20 protein-coding genes are annotated in these 17452 nt (G+C 71.0%); 10 read left to right on the top strand and 10 right to left on the bottom strand.

Features of this window, described 5'->3' with window-relative positions; genetic code table 11:
- Nucleotides 1-81: 81 nt before the first annotated feature.
- The 6 genes from GWK61_RS41540 to GWK61_RS60105 form a co-directional block, all read right to left on the bottom strand.
- Complete coding sequence (locus GWK61_RS41540; protein ID WP_194917271.1) at nt 82-330, bottom strand: SCO4226 family nickel-binding protein; 249 nt, start codon at nt 328-330, stop codon at nt 82-84.
- Nucleotides 331-1052: 722 nt separating this feature from the next.
- The gene (locus GWK61_RS41545) at nt 1053-2813 is read right to left on the bottom strand and encodes an ABC transporter ATP-binding protein (protein WP_194917273.1); all 1761 of its coding nucleotides are present in this window, start codon (nt 2811-2813) and stop codon (nt 1053-1055) included.
- Entirely contained in the window at nt 2810-3799 is a 990-nt protein-coding gene (locus GWK61_RS41550) for an ABC transporter permease (protein ID WP_194917275.1), read from the bottom strand. The genes GWK61_RS41545 and GWK61_RS41550 overlap by 4 nt, the downstream gene beginning before the upstream one ends.
- Nucleotides 3796-4764, bottom strand: a complete 969-nt coding sequence (locus GWK61_RS41555) for an ABC transporter permease (protein ID WP_194917277.1) — start codon at nt 4762-4764, stop codon at nt 3796-3798. Before GWK61_RS41555 ends, GWK61_RS41550 begins: the two co-directional genes overlap by 4 nt.
- 10 nt (nt 4765-4774) lie before the next feature.
- Nucleotides 4775-6487 (bottom strand): ABC transporter substrate-binding protein, encoded by a 1713-nt coding sequence (locus GWK61_RS41560; protein ID WP_194917279.1) that lies wholly within the window; start codon nt 6485-6487, stop codon nt 4775-4777.
- A 137-nt stretch (nt 6488-6624) separates the two neighbouring features.
- Complete coding sequence (locus GWK61_RS60105) at nt 6625-6720, bottom strand: Ms4533A family Cys-rich leader peptide (RefSeq protein ID WP_323747997.1); 96 nt, start codon at nt 6718-6720, stop codon at nt 6625-6627.
- A 540-nt stretch (nt 6721-7260) separates the two neighbouring features.
- Here GWK61_RS60105 and GWK61_RS41565 point away from each other — a divergent pair.
- Together GWK61_RS41565 and GWK61_RS41570 are read left to right on the top strand one after the other, a co-directional pair.
- Nucleotides 7261-9408, top strand: coding sequence for an AfsR/SARP family transcriptional regulator (locus GWK61_RS41565; protein ID WP_194917281.1), 2148 nt, complete (start codon nt 7261-7263; stop codon nt 9406-9408).
- Nucleotides 9409-9444: 36 nt separating this feature from the next.
- A complete protein-coding gene (locus GWK61_RS41570) occupies nt 9445-9942 on the top strand; it encodes a MarR family winged helix-turn-helix transcriptional regulator (protein WP_194917283.1) in 498 nt (165 codons plus the stop codon).
- Between the two features lie 55 nt (nt 9943-9997).
- Here the strand turns inward: GWK61_RS41570 and GWK61_RS60110 are convergent, their stop codons facing one another.
- Nucleotides 9998-10456: an Lrp/AsnC family transcriptional regulator gene (locus tag GWK61_RS60110; protein WP_194917285.1), complete on the bottom strand. Its 459-nt coding sequence runs from the start codon at nt 10454-10456 to the stop codon at nt 9998-10000.
- 62 nt (nt 10457-10518) lie between these two features.
- Between GWK61_RS60110 and GWK61_RS41580 the strand changes: the two genes are divergently transcribed.
- On the top strand, nt 10519-11286 hold the full coding sequence (locus tag GWK61_RS41580) for an AzlC family ABC transporter permease (RefSeq protein WP_194917287.1): 768 nt from the start codon (nt 10519-10521) through the stop codon (nt 11284-11286).
- Nucleotides 11279-11611, top strand: a complete 333-nt coding sequence (locus tag GWK61_RS41585) for a branched-chain amino acid transporter permease (RefSeq protein WP_194917289.1) — start codon at nt 11279-11281, stop codon at nt 11609-11611. The genes GWK61_RS41580 and GWK61_RS41585 overlap by 8 nt, the downstream gene beginning before the upstream one ends.
- Here the strand turns inward: GWK61_RS41585 and GWK61_RS41590 are convergent.
- Nucleotides 11599-12180, bottom strand: coding sequence for a TetR/AcrR family transcriptional regulator (locus GWK61_RS41590; protein WP_194917292.1), 582 nt, complete (start codon nt 12178-12180; stop codon nt 11599-11601). The genes GWK61_RS41585 and GWK61_RS41590 overlap by 13 nt on opposite strands.
- Nucleotides 12181-12320: 140 nt before the next feature.
- Between GWK61_RS41590 and GWK61_RS41595 the strand changes: the two genes are divergently transcribed.
- On the top strand, nt 12321-13046 hold the full coding sequence (locus tag GWK61_RS41595) for an SDR family oxidoreductase (RefSeq protein WP_194917293.1): 726 nt from the start codon (nt 12321-12323) through the stop codon (nt 13044-13046).
- Between the two features lie 53 nt (nt 13047-13099).
- On the opposite strand, the gene GWK61_RS41600 is transcribed toward GWK61_RS41595, so the two are convergent.
- Nucleotides 13100-13297, bottom strand: coding sequence for a hypothetical protein (locus GWK61_RS41600; RefSeq protein WP_194917295.1), 198 nt, complete (start codon nt 13295-13297; stop codon nt 13100-13102).
- Nucleotides 13298-13466: 169 nt separating this feature from the next.
- Nucleotides 13467-14123, bottom strand: a complete 657-nt coding sequence (locus GWK61_RS41605) for a TetR/AcrR family transcriptional regulator (protein WP_228563807.1) — start codon at nt 14121-14123, stop codon at nt 13467-13469.
- A gap of 76 nt (nt 14124-14199) precedes the next feature.
- Between GWK61_RS41605 and GWK61_RS41610 the strand changes: the two genes are divergently transcribed.
- The 5 genes from GWK61_RS41610 to GWK61_RS41630 all read left to right on the top strand — a co-directional run.
- Nucleotides 14200-14661, top strand: a complete 462-nt coding sequence (locus GWK61_RS41610) for a cupin domain-containing protein (protein ID WP_194917297.1) — start codon at nt 14200-14202, stop codon at nt 14659-14661.
- Nucleotides 14662-14803: 142 nt separating this feature from the next.
- Nucleotides 14804-15241: a MerR family transcriptional regulator gene (locus tag GWK61_RS41615; RefSeq protein WP_194917299.1), complete on the top strand. Its 438-nt coding sequence runs from the start codon at nt 14804-14806 to the stop codon at nt 15239-15241.
- Nucleotides 15242-15246: 5 nt separating this feature from the next.
- On the top strand, nt 15247-16212 hold the full coding sequence (locus tag GWK61_RS41620; protein ID WP_194917301.1) for an SDR family oxidoreductase: 966 nt from the start codon (nt 15247-15249) through the stop codon (nt 16210-16212).
- A gap of 107 nt (nt 16213-16319) precedes the next feature.
- Entirely contained in the window at nt 16320-16820 is a 501-nt protein-coding gene (locus GWK61_RS41625; protein ID WP_194917303.1) for a MarR family winged helix-turn-helix transcriptional regulator, read from the top strand.
- Between the two features lie 129 nt (nt 16821-16949).
- Nucleotides 16950-17452 (top strand): DUF1269 domain-containing protein (locus GWK61_RS41630; protein WP_194917305.1); only part of this gene is annotated, 503 nt, incomplete at its 3' end.

Below are 17452 nucleotides of genomic sequence, written 5' to 3' on the forward strand. Positions count from 1 at the left end.
GGTAGGGGGTTTGGGTGCTGGGTGCGTTGGGTGCGTTGGGTGCTCCAGGTGCTTCGGGTGCTCGGGACGTTCCGGGCGCTCTCAGACCGTGATCGGCACTTCGTAGACCTCGTCGGCCGGATGGCCGGCGCGCTCGTGGACCCGCTGCACGGCTTCCTTGTTCGGCCCGGTGGACAGACAGAAGACCATCCCGGATTCGGGATCGAGCCACGCCTTCTCGAAGTGCACACCCTCACTCGCCTCGATGGCGAGGTCGGCCGCGTGCGCTTCCTGCAACTGGTCGCCGGTGACCCCGACAAAGCCTTTGTGTACGTCCATGAAGGTCGCCATGCGGACCACCTTCCTTTCGTTCTGCGGCGCTGGTTTCCTCCAGCATTGCTGGTTCTGGGCGGGATTGCCTGATCGGCGAAATTCCGGGGGTTTTGGTGGGTGGTGGGAGGTGCGGTTGGGTTGTGGTTCTACAGGCGATTTTTTACGGCTTCGCCAATGGTTGGATGGCCTCGCAGGGGGACGCAGTTCGGTTAAGCCCCGCATGTCACGCTGGCGGCCGCCGGTTTTCGCGGACAAGACCGCGCATGAGTCCGAGTCACTGCGCACGCGTTGCGTAGGCGGCAATCGTCGTGCGTGGTGGGCACCTTGAGGCCTCTGGCGGGCCTCCTCGACGAGGGGGCGACCCGCGCGTCGAGCTGTTTGCCGGCGGTCCGCGACTGTTCGGCTTTCTATCCGCTGTTGCCTGCGTTGCGCTGTTTGCCGGCGGTGCTGCTTGTGGTCGCCGGGTTCTGGGTCCCTCGCCACGTCATCGCCGTAAACGGAACCAGCCCGGTTTGGCGGAATCAAGCCGCATCACAGCTGCTGTGGTCCGGCCTCGCCCGGCTTGACACCGCCAAACCGGGCAGGTTGGCTGCGCCCGCTGACGCGGCGAGGGACCCAGAACCAACACCCCGCATGGTCCTTCGGACCCCCTCCCCACGTGGTCGGTTATGCGGGCCCGTCGCCACTTGCAGCTCGGCCTCGGAAAGCTGCGCGGCGGTCGGCGCCGCGCAGCTTCCCGCTCAGGCCGCCGCAAGCGCCTCCCGCCGTCGGGCGCGCTGTGCCCGGGCCGCGGCCGGGTCGAGGATCGGTACCGCGTCCAGCAGCGTGCGCGTGTACTCGTGCTGTGGGGCGTCGAACAGGGTGGCTGTGTCCGCGAGTTCGACGATGCGGCCGTGGCGCATCACCGCGACGCGGTCTGCGATCTGGCGGACTACGGCCAGGTCGTGGGCGACGAAGACTACGGTGAGGCCGTATTCGCGCTGGACGTCGCGTAGGAGGTCCAGGATCACGGCCTGGGTCGAGACGTCCAGGGAGGCCACCGGTTCGTCGCAGACCAGGAGCTTCGGGCGGAGGGCCAGGGCGCGGGCTATGCCGACGCGTTGGCGCATGCCGCCGGAGAACTCGTGGGGGAAGCGGTCGTAGGAGTCGGGGTCGAGGCCGACGTTTGTCATGAGTTCGCGTACTGCGGTGCGGATCTCGGTGTCTGAGGACTGTCCCGCGATGCGCAGGGGGTCGGCGATGGTTTCGCCGACCGAGCGGCGGGGGTTCAGTGAGGACAGTGGGTCCTGGAAGACCATCTGCAGGTCGCGGCGTAGCGGTCGGAGTTGGCGCTCCGGGATCGCCGAGATGTTGGTGCCGCTGAACACTACGCTTCCGGCCGAGGGCTCCAGTAGGCGTACGAGCATGCGCGCCAGGGTGGTCTTGCCGCTGCCGCTTTCGCCGACCAGGCCGAGGGTTTCGCCGGATCGCAGGTCCAGGCTGACGCCGTCCACCGCGCGGACGGGCTCGGTGCGGCGGCCGAGTAGGGCGCCTCCGCGGCGGTAGTGCTTGGCGACGTCTTCGATGCGGACCAGGACGGCCGGTTCCGCATCGAAGACGTCGGTGGCGCCTTCGGCGTCCGCGTTGCCGCCGGCACCGGCGTTGGTCTCGTCGGCCGAACCACCCAGAACCCGCTCAGGCAGCGGCGAATCGAGCCGGGGCATCGCCGCCAGCAGCCCCTGCGTATAAGCATGCTGCGGATCCAGCAGCACCTGCTCGGCCGAGCCGCTCTCCACCGCGACGCCCTGGTGCATCACCACCACCTCGTCGGCGGTCCCGGCGACTACGCCGAGGTCGTGGCTGATCAGCACCAGTGCCATCCCGGTCTCGCTCTGCACCTCGGCCAGCAGGTCCAGGATCTGCGCCTGCACCGTGACGTCCAGCGCCGTCGTCGGCTCGTCCGCGACCAGCACCGCCGGGCGGCAGGCCAGCGCCATGGCGATCAGCGCGCGCTGGCGCATGCCGCCGGAGAACTCGTGCGGGTGCGCCCGGTGGCGCCGGCCGGCGTCCGGGATCCGGACCTGCTCCAGCACCTCGATCGTGCGGGTCCGCGCCGCGGCCCGGGACGCGCCTGTGTGCAGCCGGTAGACCTCGGAGATCTGGTCGCCGATGGTGTGGAACGGGTCCAGTGCGGTCAGCGGGTCCTGGAAGACCATCGCGATCTTCGAGGCGCGCAGCTTGCGCACCTCGGTGTCGGTGGCCGAGACCAGGTCCACGCCGTCGACCAGGACCTGGCCGGAGACCCGGGCCGGGGTGCCGCGGTGCAGGCCCAGCAGGGACAGCGCGGTGGCGCTCTTGCCCGAGCCGGACTGGCCGACGATGCCCAGCGCCGAGCCCGCCCGGACCGAGAAGCTCAGGTCCTTGACCGCGTGCACGACCTCGCCGCCGCGGATGGGGAAGTCGATCGTCAGGCCCTTGACCTCCAACACTGGGTCCGTCGAATCCGAGTTCGTCGCGGTCATGTCAGCTCCACTCGGGGGTCGATCGCCGCGTACAGGACGTCGGCCAGGGCGTTGGCCACGACGTAGACCGAGCCGGCGGTGAGCGTCACGCCGACGATCACCGGCAGGTCGGTGCTGCCGACCGCGCTGACCAGCGCCTGGCCGATGCCCGGCAGGCCGAACATGGTCTCGGTGAGCACCGCCGAGGTCATCACCGCGGCCAGGTCGATCGCGGCCATGGTGACCAGCGGGGTGAGCGCGCCGCGCAGCACGTGCCGGGTGATGACCCGGTGCTCGGGCAGGCCGTAGGCGCGCGCGGTGCGGACGTGGTCCTCGCTCAGGGTCTCCAGCGTCTGGGCCCGGGTCATCCGCGCGTAGGCGGCGGCCAGGATCAGCGCCAGGGCGATCCAGGGCAGCAGCAGGTTCTGGGCCCAGCCGGCCGGGTCCTGGGTCAGCGGCACGTAGGTCGGGAACGGCAGCCACTGCAGGTCGGCGCAGAACACGATGAGCAGCACCAGCGCGACCAGGAACACCGGGGTCGCGTAGCCGACCAGGACGACCGCGTTCAGCGCGCGGTCCAGCCAGCGCCGGCGGCTGAGCACCGTCACCAGGCCGGCGCCGATGCCCAGCAGCAGGGACAGCACCATGGCGCCGACGGCCAGCGAGGCCGACACCGGCAGCGCGCTGCCCAGGATGGTGGTCACCGGCTGGTCGGTCTCGAAGGAGTAGCCCAGGCACGGCGCGGGGCAGTGCTGGACGCTGGGCCCGGAGGAGTAGTCGTGCCCGAAGAAGATGCCGTAGAGGAACGACAGGTACTGGTCGACCAGCGGCTTGTCCAGCCCCATCGAGGACTTCACGACCGCCAGCCGGTCCGGGGTGCAGCCCTTGCCGCAGGCCAGCAGGGCCGGGTCGGAGGGGCCGGCGTAGAAGAGCGCGTAGACGATCGCCGACAGCGCCAGCAGCACGATCGCCGCGCCGACGATCCGGCGGATCAGGTAGCCGATCACGCCGCCACCTCCGTGTTGCGCGGGTCCAGGACCCGGCGGACGCCGTCGGCCAGCAGCGTGAACGCCAGCAGCGTCACGAACAGCGCGCCGCCGGGGACGAGCACGTACATCACGTCGGGCCGGAACCAGGTGGTGCCGCCGGAGAGCATCTGGCCCCACGACGGTGTCGGCGGCCGCACGCCGACGCCCAGGAACGACAGCCCGGCCTCGGAGACCATGTTGGTCGGCACCAGCAGCGCCGCGTAGGTCAGGATCGGGGTCACCAGCCCGGGCAGGATCTCCCGGCGGGCCACGCGCAGCGGCGGCGCGCCGGAGAGCTTGGCGGCGGCGACGTAGTCGCGGGTGCGCAGCGACAGCGCCTGGCCGCGCGCCAGCCGGGCCGTGCTGCCCCAGCCGAGCAGCGCGATGACCACGGCGAGGATCAGCGGCCGCGGGATCGAGGCCGGGACGATCGCCATCAGCCCGATCGCGAACAGCACCGAGGGGAAGGCCAGCGACAGGTCGGTCAGCCGGCCCAGAACGGCGTCGGTGGCCCGGCCGCCGAGCCCGGCGGCGATGCCCACGGACAAGCCGATGAACACCTGCAGCGCGGTGGCGCCGACCGCGACGCCGAGGGAGATCCGGGCGCCGTAGACGAGCCGGGCGAACAGGTCGCGGCCGGTCTGCGGCTCCACGCCGAGCCAGTGGCCGGCGCTGATGCCGCCGAAGGAGCCCAGGGGAGTGCCGCCGGTGGCCGAGTCGACCAGCTCCGGGTGCTGGGAGGTGGTGTCCTGGCCCTCCAGGGCGGTCAGGACCGGCGCGAACACCGCGACCAGCACCATCACCGTGATGATGACCATGCCGGCCGCGGCGGCCTTGTCCTTGCGCAGGCGCCGCCACAGCGCGCCGCGCGCATGCGGCGGGGACGGGAGCGACGGCGGCGACGACGGGCCGGAGCCCGCCGCCGCCTCGATGGTGGTGGTCAACGCAGGGGCCTTACTTGACCGAGACTCGGGCGAGGTCGTACTGGCCTCGCCAGCCGTCCGGGACTGCGTTCTTCACGTTCTTGCCGAACAGTGCGACGTCCTTCTCGTACATCAGCGGCACGGTCAGCGCCTGCTGCCCGAGCTTGGCGTCCAGCGCGCCCCAGCGGGCCTGGGCCTGCTGCGGGTCGGTGATGGCGTTGATCGCGTCGATCTCGGTGTTGACGCTCGGGTCGTTCAGCTGCGCCAGGTTGAAGTTGCCGCCGCTGGTGATGATCTGCCGGCCGTCGAAGATCGGGATCAGGAAGGGCGCGCCGGAGGGCCAGTCGGCGCCCCAGTACTGCAGCGACAAGCCGGGCTCGGTGCTGGGCTTGTTGGTCACGTCCGAGTAGCTGTTGTCGTCGACCGGGTTCAGGTTCACCGTGATGCCGGCGGCCTTGAGCGCGTCCTGGATCGAGGTGGCCAGTTTCGGGCCGAAGTTGTTGGCGTCGTCGGCCTCGTGGAACAGCGTGACCGTCAGGCCATTGGGATAGCCGGCCTGTGCCAGCAGTTCCTTGGCCTTGGCCGGGTCGCCGGTGGCGCCGGCCGGGAAGAAGTCGTAGGGCTTGTAGCCCAGCGCCGTCTGCGGCGGCAGGAAGGTGGTCGAGGCGCCGGCCACGGCGGTGCCGCCGGCCGAGTTGACGGCGGTGGTGCGGTTGACGGCGTAGGAGATCGCCTCGCGCACCCGGATGTCGTCGAACGGCTTCACCTTGGGGTTGAAGGCGATGTAGTAGGTCGCCGGGAACTCGCCGTGCGCCACCCGCTTGGCCAGCGCCGGGTTGCTGTTCAGCTGCGCCAGCTGGTCCGGGCCGATGGTGGTGTCGGTGGTGACGGCGTTCGCGTCCTGGCCGGTGCCGGTCGCGATGCGCTGGTTGATGACCGCCGGGTTCAGGCCCGCGGTGATGTTGATCTTGTCCGGGCAGGCGTAGCGCAGATTGTCGCCGGCCGAGGACCAGTGCGGGTTCCGGACCAGGTCCAGGGTCTTGCCCTTGTCGTAGCTGGCGACCATGTACGGGCCGGAGGAGATCGGGTGCTTCGTGTAGTCGACGCCGGTGTCCTTGGCCTTCGGCACCGGGGCGAACTGCGTGGCGGTGGCCAGCAGCGGGAAGTCGCCCTCGGGCTTGCGCAGCTTGAAGATGATGGTCTTCGCATCCGGGGTCTCGATCGCCGCGATGCCGGCCGGGTCCTTGTAAGGGCCCTGGTAGTTCGCCGCGTTCACCAGCCAGTCGCGCAGGTACGGGGCGCCGCCGGGCAGTTCCGGCGCGAACGAGCGCTCGATGCCGTACTTGACGTCGTCCGAGGTGATCGGCGTGCCGTCCTCGAAGAAGATGTTGTCCTTCAGGTGGTACGTCCACGTCTGGGCGCCGTCGCTCGGCGTGCCGAGGTCGGTGGCCAGGTCCGGCGCGGCCTTGGCGCCGTCCTGTCCGGGCTGCCGGTTGCGCGTGGTGAGCGTGCGGAACAGCAGCGAGGGTATGTTGCCGCCGCCGGAGGTGTAGATGCGCGCCGGGTCCAGCTTGCTGATGCTGCCCTGGTTCAGGACCTCCAGCGTGCCGCCCTGGCACGTCTTGGGGTCGAACGCGGCCGAGCCCGCGGCACCGGACGAGGAGTGGCCCGCCGACGACGAGCACGCGGCCGCACCTGCGGCGACCAGCGCCAGGGCAGCCGAAAGGACGGATGTTCTCCGCATGGGAAGACCTCTCGGACGAGGGGGGAGACGTGGGAAAGCGGTGCGTGCCGGCGAAGGCGCGCACTGACGAGAAAACGCTTTAGCACAGGCCCGCAAAGGAGCACGGGCAAAAGGCCGACTAACGGCTACCGGGCCGGCTAGCGGCTACAGAGGATGTCCGCGACGCAGTGGTTCGTCACCGCGAGCAGCGCGCGTTCCAGGAACGCCATGCGCGCCGTGATGATCGAGGACATGTCTAGAAGGTAGGTCGGGATTCCGGGGAGGGTCAAACCAGCTCGGTATATGGACGAGACCTTGATGCGATCGTTACCGGGGGGTGCCCGGGCCGAGATCATCGCGCCGGGGTGACCACAAGGCATGGCGCGGTTATTCCCATGACAAGTCAGGATCATGCGATGAAGTCCGGGCCGGAACCGGCATCGGCGCCCGACGGTATATAACGGTATATAACGATACGTAACGGCATACAGCAGTGCGCCCGGCTCGGGATCCGAGCCGGGCGCACTGTCCCCCCCTCATACCGCGATCGGCGCGTGAGCGTGGGGCTCTCTCCGTGCGCGATCGCGGAGCTGGTGCCCGGGACCGGCGGCGCGTGCGGCGACTCGAAGACTCGAAGCCGCCGAACCCGGTCGCCGGGCCCTCTCCTCCAGGGTTGTCCGGCTCGCTGATCTGGCACTGATATGCCGCTGAAATCCCAGGCGAACCCGATCGGGTCCGCATCCGTTTGGGTCGCAGAAGACAGATTCACTGCCACGGGGGGAGCGAGGCGGAACATGCAAGTCAGGATTCTGGGACCCATCGAGATCGCCGGTCCGGAGGGTTCGTGGGAGGTTTCGGGGCTGCGCCGCAAGGCGGTGCTGGCGGCTCTCGCGGTCGAGCCCGGCCGCGTCGTCAGTACTGAACGACTGGCCGCAGCCGTGTGGGACGGGCAGGCGCCGACCACGGTGCGGAACACGCTTCAGGCGCACATCTCTTACCTGCGGCGCGCTTTCGGCGATCCGGACGCCATCCGGGCGGTGTCGCCGGGATATCTGCTGCGGCTCGGCGTCGAGGCGACCGACGCCGAAGCGGCGGGACGTCTGCTTCAGGAGGCCGCGCAGGAAGAGGATCCAGCCCGCCGTACGGCCTGCGCGCAAGAGGCGGTCGCGCTGTGGCGTGGCCCGGCGCTGGCGGACGTCGCGGATCTGGCGGCGTTCCACGGCTGGGCTCAGCGGCTGGACGAGCTCCGGGTCAGGGCTCGGCGATTGCTCATCGACTGTCTGTTGACGATGGGCCGGGTGGACCAGGCGGTCCAGGACGCCCAGGAGCTCTGGTACGAGAACCGGCTGGACGAGGAGTCCGCGGGCCTGCTGATGCTGGCCCTCTACCAGGCCGGGCGGCAGGTCGACGCGCTGGCCGTGTACCGCGAGATCAGCTGCGGGCTGCGGGAGGAGCTCGGCCTGGATCCCGGGCCGGCGCTGCGGGAGTTGGAGGCGGCCATCCTGCGGCAGGACGCTGGCGTGCTGCGGCGGCAGCTTGTGCCCGAGGCGGTGCCGGAGCCAGTGCCGGTGTCGGAGCCGTCGCCGGACCGGGAGCCAGAGCGGGCGTCGCTGCTGGCCCCGGCTCAGCTGCCCGGCTCGGTGTACATCGTCGGCCGGGACCCGCAGATCGGCACCCTGGACGTGCTGGTCGAGCGGGTGATGGACGCCGACTCGTCGAGTCCGGCGGTGATCGCTGCGATCACCGGGACGGCCGGGATCGGCAAGACCGCGCTGGCCGTGCACTGGGCCCGCGGCGTCGCCGGCGCGTTCCCGGATGGCCAGCTGCACGTGGACCTGCACGGCTCCGGGCTCGGCGCGACCGCGGTCGACACCGGCCAGACGCTGCGGTCGTTCCTCGTCGCGCTGGGGGTGCCGGGGGAGCGGATCCCGTCCGATGCTGCGGCGTGCGCTGCTCTGTTCCGCAGCGTGCTGGCCGATCGGCGGGTGCTGATCGTGCTGGACAACGTCCGGGACGCCGAGCAGATCCGGCCGCTGCTGCCGGGCGCCCCCGGCTGCCTGGTGCTGGTCACGAGCAGGAATCCGCTGGCCTCGCTGGTGGCGTGCGAGGGGGCGACGGCGATCCCGCTGGACCTGCTGTCGCCGGAGGAGGCGCAAGCGTTGCTGGAACGACGCTTGGGGTCGGCGCGGCTGGCCGCCGAGCCGGGGCCGTTCCGCGGCGTCATCGAGAACTGCGAAGGTCTGCCGCTGGCGATCAGCCTCGCCGGCGCTTGGGCCGCCACGCATCCGTGGCTGTCGATCGCCGAGTACGCCGTCGATCTCGGGAAGGTCGCCACGACCTTCGAGGCTCTGGACGGCGGCGACCACCGGACCGATCTGCGCGCGGTGTTCTCGTGGTCGTACTGCGCGTTGTCCGACGAGGCGGCGCGCCTCTTGCGGTTCCAGAGCCTGCGGCCGGGGCCCGGCATCAGCGTCTCGGCCGCCGCCAGCCTGGCCGCGGTCTCGCGCGACCGGGCGGCGGAGCTCGTCGTCGAGCTGACCGGCACGGCGCTGCTGACGCAGTACGCACCGGGCCGGTACGGGGCGCACGACCTGCTGTGCCGGTTCGCGTATCAGGAGTCGATGGCGCACGATCCGCGGGAGGTGCGGTCCGAAGCCGTGTTGCGGCTGATGGAGTACTACCTGTACTCGGCCGTCGCCGCCGCGCGGTGGCTGGATCCGTGCGGGGGTGAGGCTTTGTTGCCGGCTCCGCGGCCGGGCGTCGAGCCCGAATGCTTCGCGTCGCGGGAGGCTGCGGCGGCCTGGCTGCGTGCCGAGCGGGCGGAGCTGGTGGCGACGGTCGAGCAGGCGGTCGAGGACGGGATCGACACCGGGGCGTGGTCGCTGGTGTCCGCGTGGATCCCGGGCCTGCGCGAGCTGCTCGATGTCGAGGCGGCGGCCTGACGGTGGGCCGCCGTCACGGCGGTCTACAGTATGGGAATGGCCGCCACGGAACAGTCACCAGGTGCCGACGAGTCCGAAGCCCCGTGGCTCTCCTCCGGCGAGCTGGACTCGTGGCTGTCGGTGGTGCGGCTGATGACGCGGCTGCCGTGGGCCATCGAGGGGCAGCTCCAGCGCGACTCGGACCTGAGCATGGTCGAGTACATGACGATGGCCATGCTCGGCGAGGCCCCGGACTGGACGATGCGCATGAGCACCCTGGCCGAAGAGGCCAGCGTCTCGTTGTCGCGGCTGTCGCACATGGTCAAGCGCCTGGAGGCTCGCGGCTACGTCCGCCGCGAGCCCGACCCCGCCGACGGCCGCTTCACGAACGCGATCCTGCTCCCCGCCGGACGGCAGAAGATGGAGGAGTCGGCACCGGCACACGTGGCCTTCGTGCGGCACGCGGTGATCGACAACCTGTCGCCCGAGCGCCTGCGCCGCCTCGGGCAGGACGCGGAGCGGATCCTGCAGCGGATCGACTCGCCGGCGCGGTAGGGCAGGGTTCGGCGGACGCGCCCGGCGGCTTGCGAGGGCTGCCGCGGCCCGGCACTCACGCCCCGGTCTTGATCTCCTTCATCGTGAGGTGCGAGGTCAGCCGCAGCACCCCGGGCAGCCCGCTGAGCTTCATGGTCAGGAACTCCTCATAGGCGGCGTGGTCGGCGACCGCGACGCGGATGAAGTAGTCCGGCCGCCCGAACAGGCGCCGGAGTTCGGTGACCTCCTCGTAGGAGCTCACGATGCGTTCGAACTCTTCGAAGGTCTTCCGGTCGGTCGCGCTGACCTCGACGTCGACCAGCACCTCCAGGGCCCGGCCCAGCGCCACGGGATCGATGACCGCGCGGTAGCCGCTGATCACCTCGGCGTCCTCCAGCCGCTTGACCCGGCGCAGGCACGGTGGGGGCGTCAGGCCGACGCGCTTGGCGAGCTCGACGTTGGTCAGGCGGCCGTCGGTGCGGAGGTGGAACAGAATTTCACGATCGATGGCATCGAGTACTAGTTCGTTGCTCACGTGAGCATCCTAGCGCCATAATCGGAAACCATATTAGGCGGGATTCTTTCTAGAATTTCGTCATGGGAACTGTTGCTCCAGCAGTGGCCGACGCCCCGGCACTGTCGATACCGGCGACCGCGCCGAGCCACCCCCGCTGCTCCGACATCGCCGCCGCGCTCCGCGACTCGGCGTCGGTCGGGCTCGGGCTGGTGCCGCTCGGCCTGGCGTTCGGCGTGGTCGTCACGCACGCGGGCCTGCCGTGGTGGTGCGCCGTCCTGTTCACCAGCCTGATCTACGCCGGCTCGCTGGAATTCCTCCTGGTCCCGCTGGCCGTGGCGGCGGTCCCGCTGGCGACCGTGGCGCTCACCGCGTTCCTGGTCAACGTCCGCCACGTCTTCTACTCCCTGTCCTTCCCCTTGCACCGCGTGAACGGCCGCCTGGCCAAGGCCTACAGCACCTTCGCCATGACCGACGAGGCCTACGCCCTGACCACCGCCGACAACGCCCGCGACTGGCCCGGCCGCCGGATCGTGTGGCTCCAGGTGCTCCTCCAGGTGTACTGGGTCCTCGGCGCCACGGTCGGCGCGCTGCTCAGCACCCTGATCCCCAGCAATCTCAACGGCCTGGACTTCGCGATGACCGCCCTATTCACGGTCCTGGCACTGGACGCCCTGCGCGACCGACGTGGCGACCTCCCGACACCGGTACTGGCGGTGCTCAGCGCCCTGATCGCCCGGTGGCTGTTCCCGGGGCAGTTCCTGCTGGCCGCGTTCGTGCTGTTCACCGCCGGGCTGACGGTCCGTCGGCTGGTCGCGGACGTCGCGGCGCGGGGGAGCGCAGATGCCTGACACCGGATACCTCTTCGCCGCGGCCGGAGTCGCCGCCGCAGTGACGTGGGCCCTGCGCGCACTGCCCTTCGCCGCGCTGAACGCGCTGCGTTCCAGCCCCATCGTGCGTGACCTGAGCGCGCGCATGCCGGCCGGCGTCATGGTGATCCTGCTGTGCTACTGCCTGCGCGACCTGCCGGTGACGCATCCCGCGCGGCTGCTGGCGCCGCTCGTCGCACTGGCTGTCACCGTGGCCGTGCACCTGTGGCGCCGCAGTGCGCTGCTGAGCATCGTCGGCGGGACCGTCGTCTACGTCGTGCTGGTCAACGCCGTTCACTTGCGCTGATCGGCGATCGGCCCCAACGCCCCGATCAGCTCGGCCGCGGCCTCGGTGATGTAGACGGGGAAATCGGCCCCGTCCGGCTCCTCGGTCCAGCGCGCGAACGCCGCCCGGAACACCGCCACGCCGACCTCGGCCAGCAGGCGCGCGCCGACCTCGGTCGCGCCACGGGCCCGCAGCGTCTCGGTCAGGGCGTCGGTGACGGCCGCGAACTTGCCGAGCTCGCGCTCCCGCAGCTCGGTGCTGCCGGCCACGACGCGCCGCCGCTCGGGGGAGCGCGGCACATGCTTGGCCAGGATCGCGGCGGTCCCGGCCAGCCCCGCGAGCAGCGCCTCGGCCGGACCGAGCGCCGGGTCGGCGTCGCGGACCGCCTGGGAGATGACCTGCGGCAGCCGCTCGGAGCCGGCGAACAGCACGTCGCGCTTGTCCGCGAAGTAGCGGGAGAACGTGCGGCGGGTCAGGCCGGCGTGGTCGGTGATGTCGGTGACGGTGACGTTCTCGTACCCGCGCTCCAGGAACAGCGCGAGCGCGGCCTCGCGGAGGCGGTCCTCGGCACTCGGCTCCCAGCGCGGCATGCCGCGATTCTAGCAGTGATGACACAGTGAGACATCGCGCGCTATGGTGATGTCTCAGCGAGACATCACTCGGCCGCCCGAGCGGCGGCCGCACGCACTGCATTCAGCGGTATTCAGCTGTATTCAACGGAGGACGGATCATGACACTGACCGGGCAGAAGGTCGTCGTCATCGGCGGCAGTTCGGGCATGGGACTGGCGACGGCACGGGCCGCGGCGCACGCCGGCGCGAGCGTGACCATCGCGTCGAGCGACAAGGCGCGCCTGGACGCGGCGCTCGCCACGCTGCCGGAGGGCGCCGACGCGGTGGTCGTCGACACCAGGGACGAGGACGCCATAGCGGCGCTGTTCGAGCACGTCGGCCACCTGGACCACCTCGTCTACACCGCCGGCGACTCAGTGGCCCCGCGTCCGCTGGTCGACCAGTCGCTCGACGAGGCGCGCCGCAAGCTCGACGTGCGCTTCTGGGGCACGGTCGCCGCGGTCAAGCACGCGGTGCCGCGCATGAGCCCGCAGGGCTCGATCTCGCTGACCACCGGCACCGTCGGCGTCCGCCCGGCCCCGGGCTTCGCGCTCGGGGCGGCCGGCGTCGGCGCCACCGAGGGCCTGGCCCGCGGCCTGGCCGTGGAGCTGGCGCCGATCCGCGTGAACGTGGTCCGGGCCGGCGCCGTCCGCACCCCGATGTGGGAGGCGATGCCCGAGGCGCAGCGCGAGCTGCTGTTCGCCTCGATGGCGAAGCGGACGCTGACCGGCGCGATCGGGGAGGCGGAGCAGATCGCTGCGACGCACCTGTACCTGATGGAGAACGGGTTCGTGACCGGGACGGTGATCACGGTCGACGGCGGCCTGGTGCTGACCGGCAGCTAGCGGTCGGGCGAGCCGGCGGGCATGTCAGCGGGCAGATGTGGCTCTGGGAGGCGCTACATCTGCTTGCGCATGGCCATCGACGTCACGTCGTAGCCGCTGCGGCGGTACAGCGCGGTCGCCGCGGCGTTGTCGCCGACGACGTTGTGTGGCTCGAACACGTTGATGTCGTAGAGCCACGCCGACTCCGCGGCTCCGGATGCCCGGCCCGGATCCGGGCCGACCCAGAAGTTCCCGACCGCCTCGTCGTCCACATTCTCGGCGGTCAGCAGGTGGTGGCCGACGGTTTTGTGTCCGTCGGGCAGGAACCTGGCAGTGCCGCGCGCGCGAGTTCTTCGGACATGACCCGGCTGAGTACGCGTATTGACTCCGCCTCGGTCATCGTTCGCAAGATCGCAAGATCACTCGCTGCCCGTCGTCTCTCTATTCTCCGGCACCGGCAACGGCACCGATACCGGTACTCCGCAGCGGCGCAGCCGTCGGCGCCAGCCCGGCGAGGTAGATGTCGATGACGCGCCGCGCGGCGCCGTCCCAGTCGGCCACGTGCGGCAGCCGCTCGGCCAGCATTGCGCCGAAGATCACCAGGTCGCGGGCGGTGACGTCGGCGCGGATGGTCCCGTCCTGGACGCCGGTCCGCAGCAGGGCGCTGAGTTGCCCGTGGACCGCGGCCCGGACGGCGAGGGTCTGCTCGTCCAGGGCCGTGGGGCCGCCGTGCAGGGGCAGGATGAGGTCCGCGCCGTGCCGGACGGTCTGGTCCAGGAAGGCGCGGACGGCCTCGATGCCCGGGCCGTCGGTCTCGGCGGCGCGGGTCGCGGTGTCCAGGACCAGCTCGAAGGAGCGCCGGGTCAGGGCGCTGAGCAGCGCCTCGCGCGAGGGGAAGTGCCGGTACAGCGTCCCGACGCCGACCCCGGCGTCGGCGGCGATGGTGGCCATCGGGGCCGCCGTGCCCTCGCGCAGGACCGCGGCCGCCGCGGCGGCGAGCACCTTGTCCCGGTTGTCCGCCGCGTCGCGGCGCGGGGCGCGTTGTCTGACTTTCTCCGCGGGCTCCATCACTTTCCCTGTGGTCTGCGCCTTGGCCATCTCCCGATGATGCCATCGACCGCGGGCTTTGGGATCACCTTGACGCCTACTTAAGCGGACGATATCGTCCGCTTACATGAGTATGGCGTACATCGCACAACCCGACCAGCAGCAGAAGCTCGAATGGCTCGACGGCGGCACCCTGGCGATGCTCCTGGACGGCCAGGCCACCGACGGCAACCTGATGATCGGCCGCTTCGACGTCGCCGAGGGGGAGGCCCCGCCGTACCACGTGCACACCCGCGAGGACGAGGTCTTCCTGCTGATCAAGGGCACCGCGCTGGTGTGGTGCGACGACCAGGAATACGAGCTGTCCGAGGGCGGCATCGTCTACCTGCCCCGGAACCACCCGCACGGCTACCGCGTCACCTCCGAGCACGCCGACCTGCTGATGATCAACACGCCGGCCGGCATCGAGGGCATGTTCCGCGCCGTCGGCCGGGACCTGAGCACGCCGCGCCCCGAGGGCTTCGAGATCAAGCCGGACCCGGCGGTCTCCGAGCAGTACGGCAGCACCATCGTCGGCCCGCCGCGCTGACGCTCAGCACCGCACCGCACCGCACAACTCAGCACCGCACAACCCAACACAGCACCGGCAGTCACCCCTGAGGTCAACCGATGGCCGCGCCTCCCCGGCCATCGGTTGACCTCAAGCGCTTGAAGTATGGTCAGCTGCCTTCATGACGGCTTTCACCATCCTGGAGGTGTCCCGGCAAAGCGGCCTGACCGAGCCGACCCTCCGCTACTACGAGGAAGTCGGCCTGGTCGGCCCGATCGACCGGGACGACAGCAGCGGCCACCGCCGCTACGGCGAGCGCGACGTGGACACCATCGAGGTCCTGTCCTGCCTGCGCGCGGTCGGCATGGGCATCGACGACATGCGCGCCTACCTGGCCAACCGCCGGATCGGCCGGTCCCGCGCGGCCGAGCAGCGCGATCTGTTGCTGCGCCACGCCGAGCGCATCGAGGCCGAGATCGCCGCGCAGCACGTGCGGCTGGGCTACCTCCGCGAGAAGGCCGAGTTGTGGGACGCCCGCGACCGGGGTGACGCCGTCGCCGAAGCCGCGTCCACCGAGCGACTGGTGGCCGTGAAGAAGAGTCTGGAGGCAGTGCGATGAGTGCGATGAATCGTGTTCTGGTGACCGGCGGGTCCGGCTATCTGGGGAGTCAGGTGGTCGCCGCGCTGTTGCGCGACGGCCGGGACGTGCGCGCCACGGTGCGCTCGCTGAGCCGCGAGGCCGGCCTGCGCGAAGCGGTCCGCCGAGGCGGCGCCGACGACGCCCGCCTGGAAGTGGTCGCCGCCGAGCTGCTGGCCGACGAGGGCTGGAAGGAGGCCGTGGCCGGGGTCGAGGAGGTCCACCACGTGGCCTCCCCGATCCCGGTGGCGCAGCCCGACGACCCGGAGGAGCTGATCGTCCCGGCCCGCGAGGGCACGCTGCGGATCCTGCGCGCGGCCCGGGACGCCGGCGTCCGGCGCGTGGTGCTGACCTCGTCGTTCGCGGCTGTCGGTTACACGCCGAAGCCGAGCGCCGAGTACACCGAGGCCGACTGGACCGACCCCGACACGCCGGGCCTCGCGCCGTATCCGCGGTCGAAGGCGATCGCCGAGCGCGCGGCCTGGGACCTGATGGCCGACGGCGACACCGAGCTGGTGACCGTCAACCCGACGGCGATCTTCGGCCCCACGCTCACCCCGGCCCTGGGCTCGTCGATGTCCTTCATCAAGGCCCTGCTGGACGGCACGATGAGCGTCGCCCCGCGCATGCGGTTCGGCGTGGTCGACGTGCGCGACATCGCCGACCTGCACCTGCGCGCCATGGCCGCGCCGCAGGCCGCCGGCAAGCGCTACCTGGCGGTGGCCGACGGCCGGACGCGCAGCTTCGTGGAACTGGCCGCGATCCTGCGCGACCGCCTCGGCGAGGCCGCGGTGCTCGCCCCGACCACCGAGGCCGACGGCCCGGAGAGGCCGCGGCCGGTGATCCACAACGAGCGGGCGCGCGAGGAGCTGGGCTGGCGTCCGCGGCCGGTCGAGACCACGATCGTGGAGTCCGCCGAGAGTCTGCGGGACCTCGGGCTGCTGGACCGGTGATGTGCCTCGACCGGTGATGTGCTGACCGTGCGGTGATGAGGTGAAGAGGGATGTGCGATGGCGCATCCCTCTTCATTTAGCTCTGTATCAGAGCTAAAATCGGAATCATGAACGGTGCCACCGAGCCATCGGAGCTCGAGAACGTCCTGGCCGGCCTCAACCGGCTGATCCGCCGCCGGCTGCGCGCCGGGCTCCGGACGCCGCGCCTGCGCGGCGCCGAGGTCGAGCTGCTGCGGCTGGTGCGCGGGCAGCCGGGGCTGCGGGTGTCCGAGGCCGCCAAGGAGCTCGGGCTGGCCGGGAACTCGGTGTCCACGCTGGTCAAGGGGTTGGTGGAGCTCGGCATGCTGGAGCGTTCCGGGGATCCCGGCGACGGCCGGGCCACCCTGCTGCACATCACTCCCGAGGCCGAGCACCGGCTTCAGGAGTGGCAGGACCGCCGGTCGGCGCTGGTCCGTGCGCACGTCGAACGGTTGTCGGACGCTCACCGGGAGGCACTCGACGCGGCGCTGCCGGCGTTGCGCGCGCTTTCCGCGTCGCTGCACGAGGAGGCCGAGAACGGGTCCGCCGAGAGCCACGAGCTCGCCGAAAGCGGCGAGGAAGGGATATGACCGCCCCCGCTCCGACGTCCCGGCGATCGCTGTTACCGGTCTGATCTACGCCCGCCGCGGCCGCGCCGACAGGCGGGTACGCGATCACCGACGCAGACTGGTCGGGATGCCGTTTCCGAAGGAGGACCCGTGGCGACCCTGACCGTGTGGAAGTTCGACGATCCCGACGGCGCCGAGCAGGTGCTGGCCGAACTGGCGGGCCTGCAGAAACAGGCGTTGCTCAAGGTGCTCGACGGGGCCGTGGTCAGCTGGCCGGCCGAGGCCAGGCGGCCGCGCACCTCCCAGCTGGCCGACATGACCGGCCGCGGGGCCCTCGGCGGCGCCTTCTGGGGCTTCCTGTTCGGGCTGCTGTTCTTCGTCCCGCTCCTGGGCCTGGCGGTCGGCGCCGCGGCCGGCGCGCTCGGCGGCTCGATGGCGAACGTCGGCATCGACAAGGACTTCATCGAGCAGGTGAAGGCGAAGGTCACGCCGGGGACCTCGGCGCTGTTCGTGCTGTCCACCGACGAGGTCGAGGACCGGGTGCTGCCCACGTTCGAGCGGGCCGGGGCCGAGCTGATCAAGACGAACCTGTCGGCCGAGCAGGAGGCGCAGCTGCGCGCGGCGTTCGCCGAGGAGGAGGCGCAGGCGAAGCC

It is taken from the genome of Catenulispora rubra (assembly GCF_015356825.1).
GTDB classification, from domain to species: Bacteria; Actinomycetota; Actinomycetes; order Streptomycetales; family Catenulisporaceae; genus Catenulispora; species Catenulispora rubra.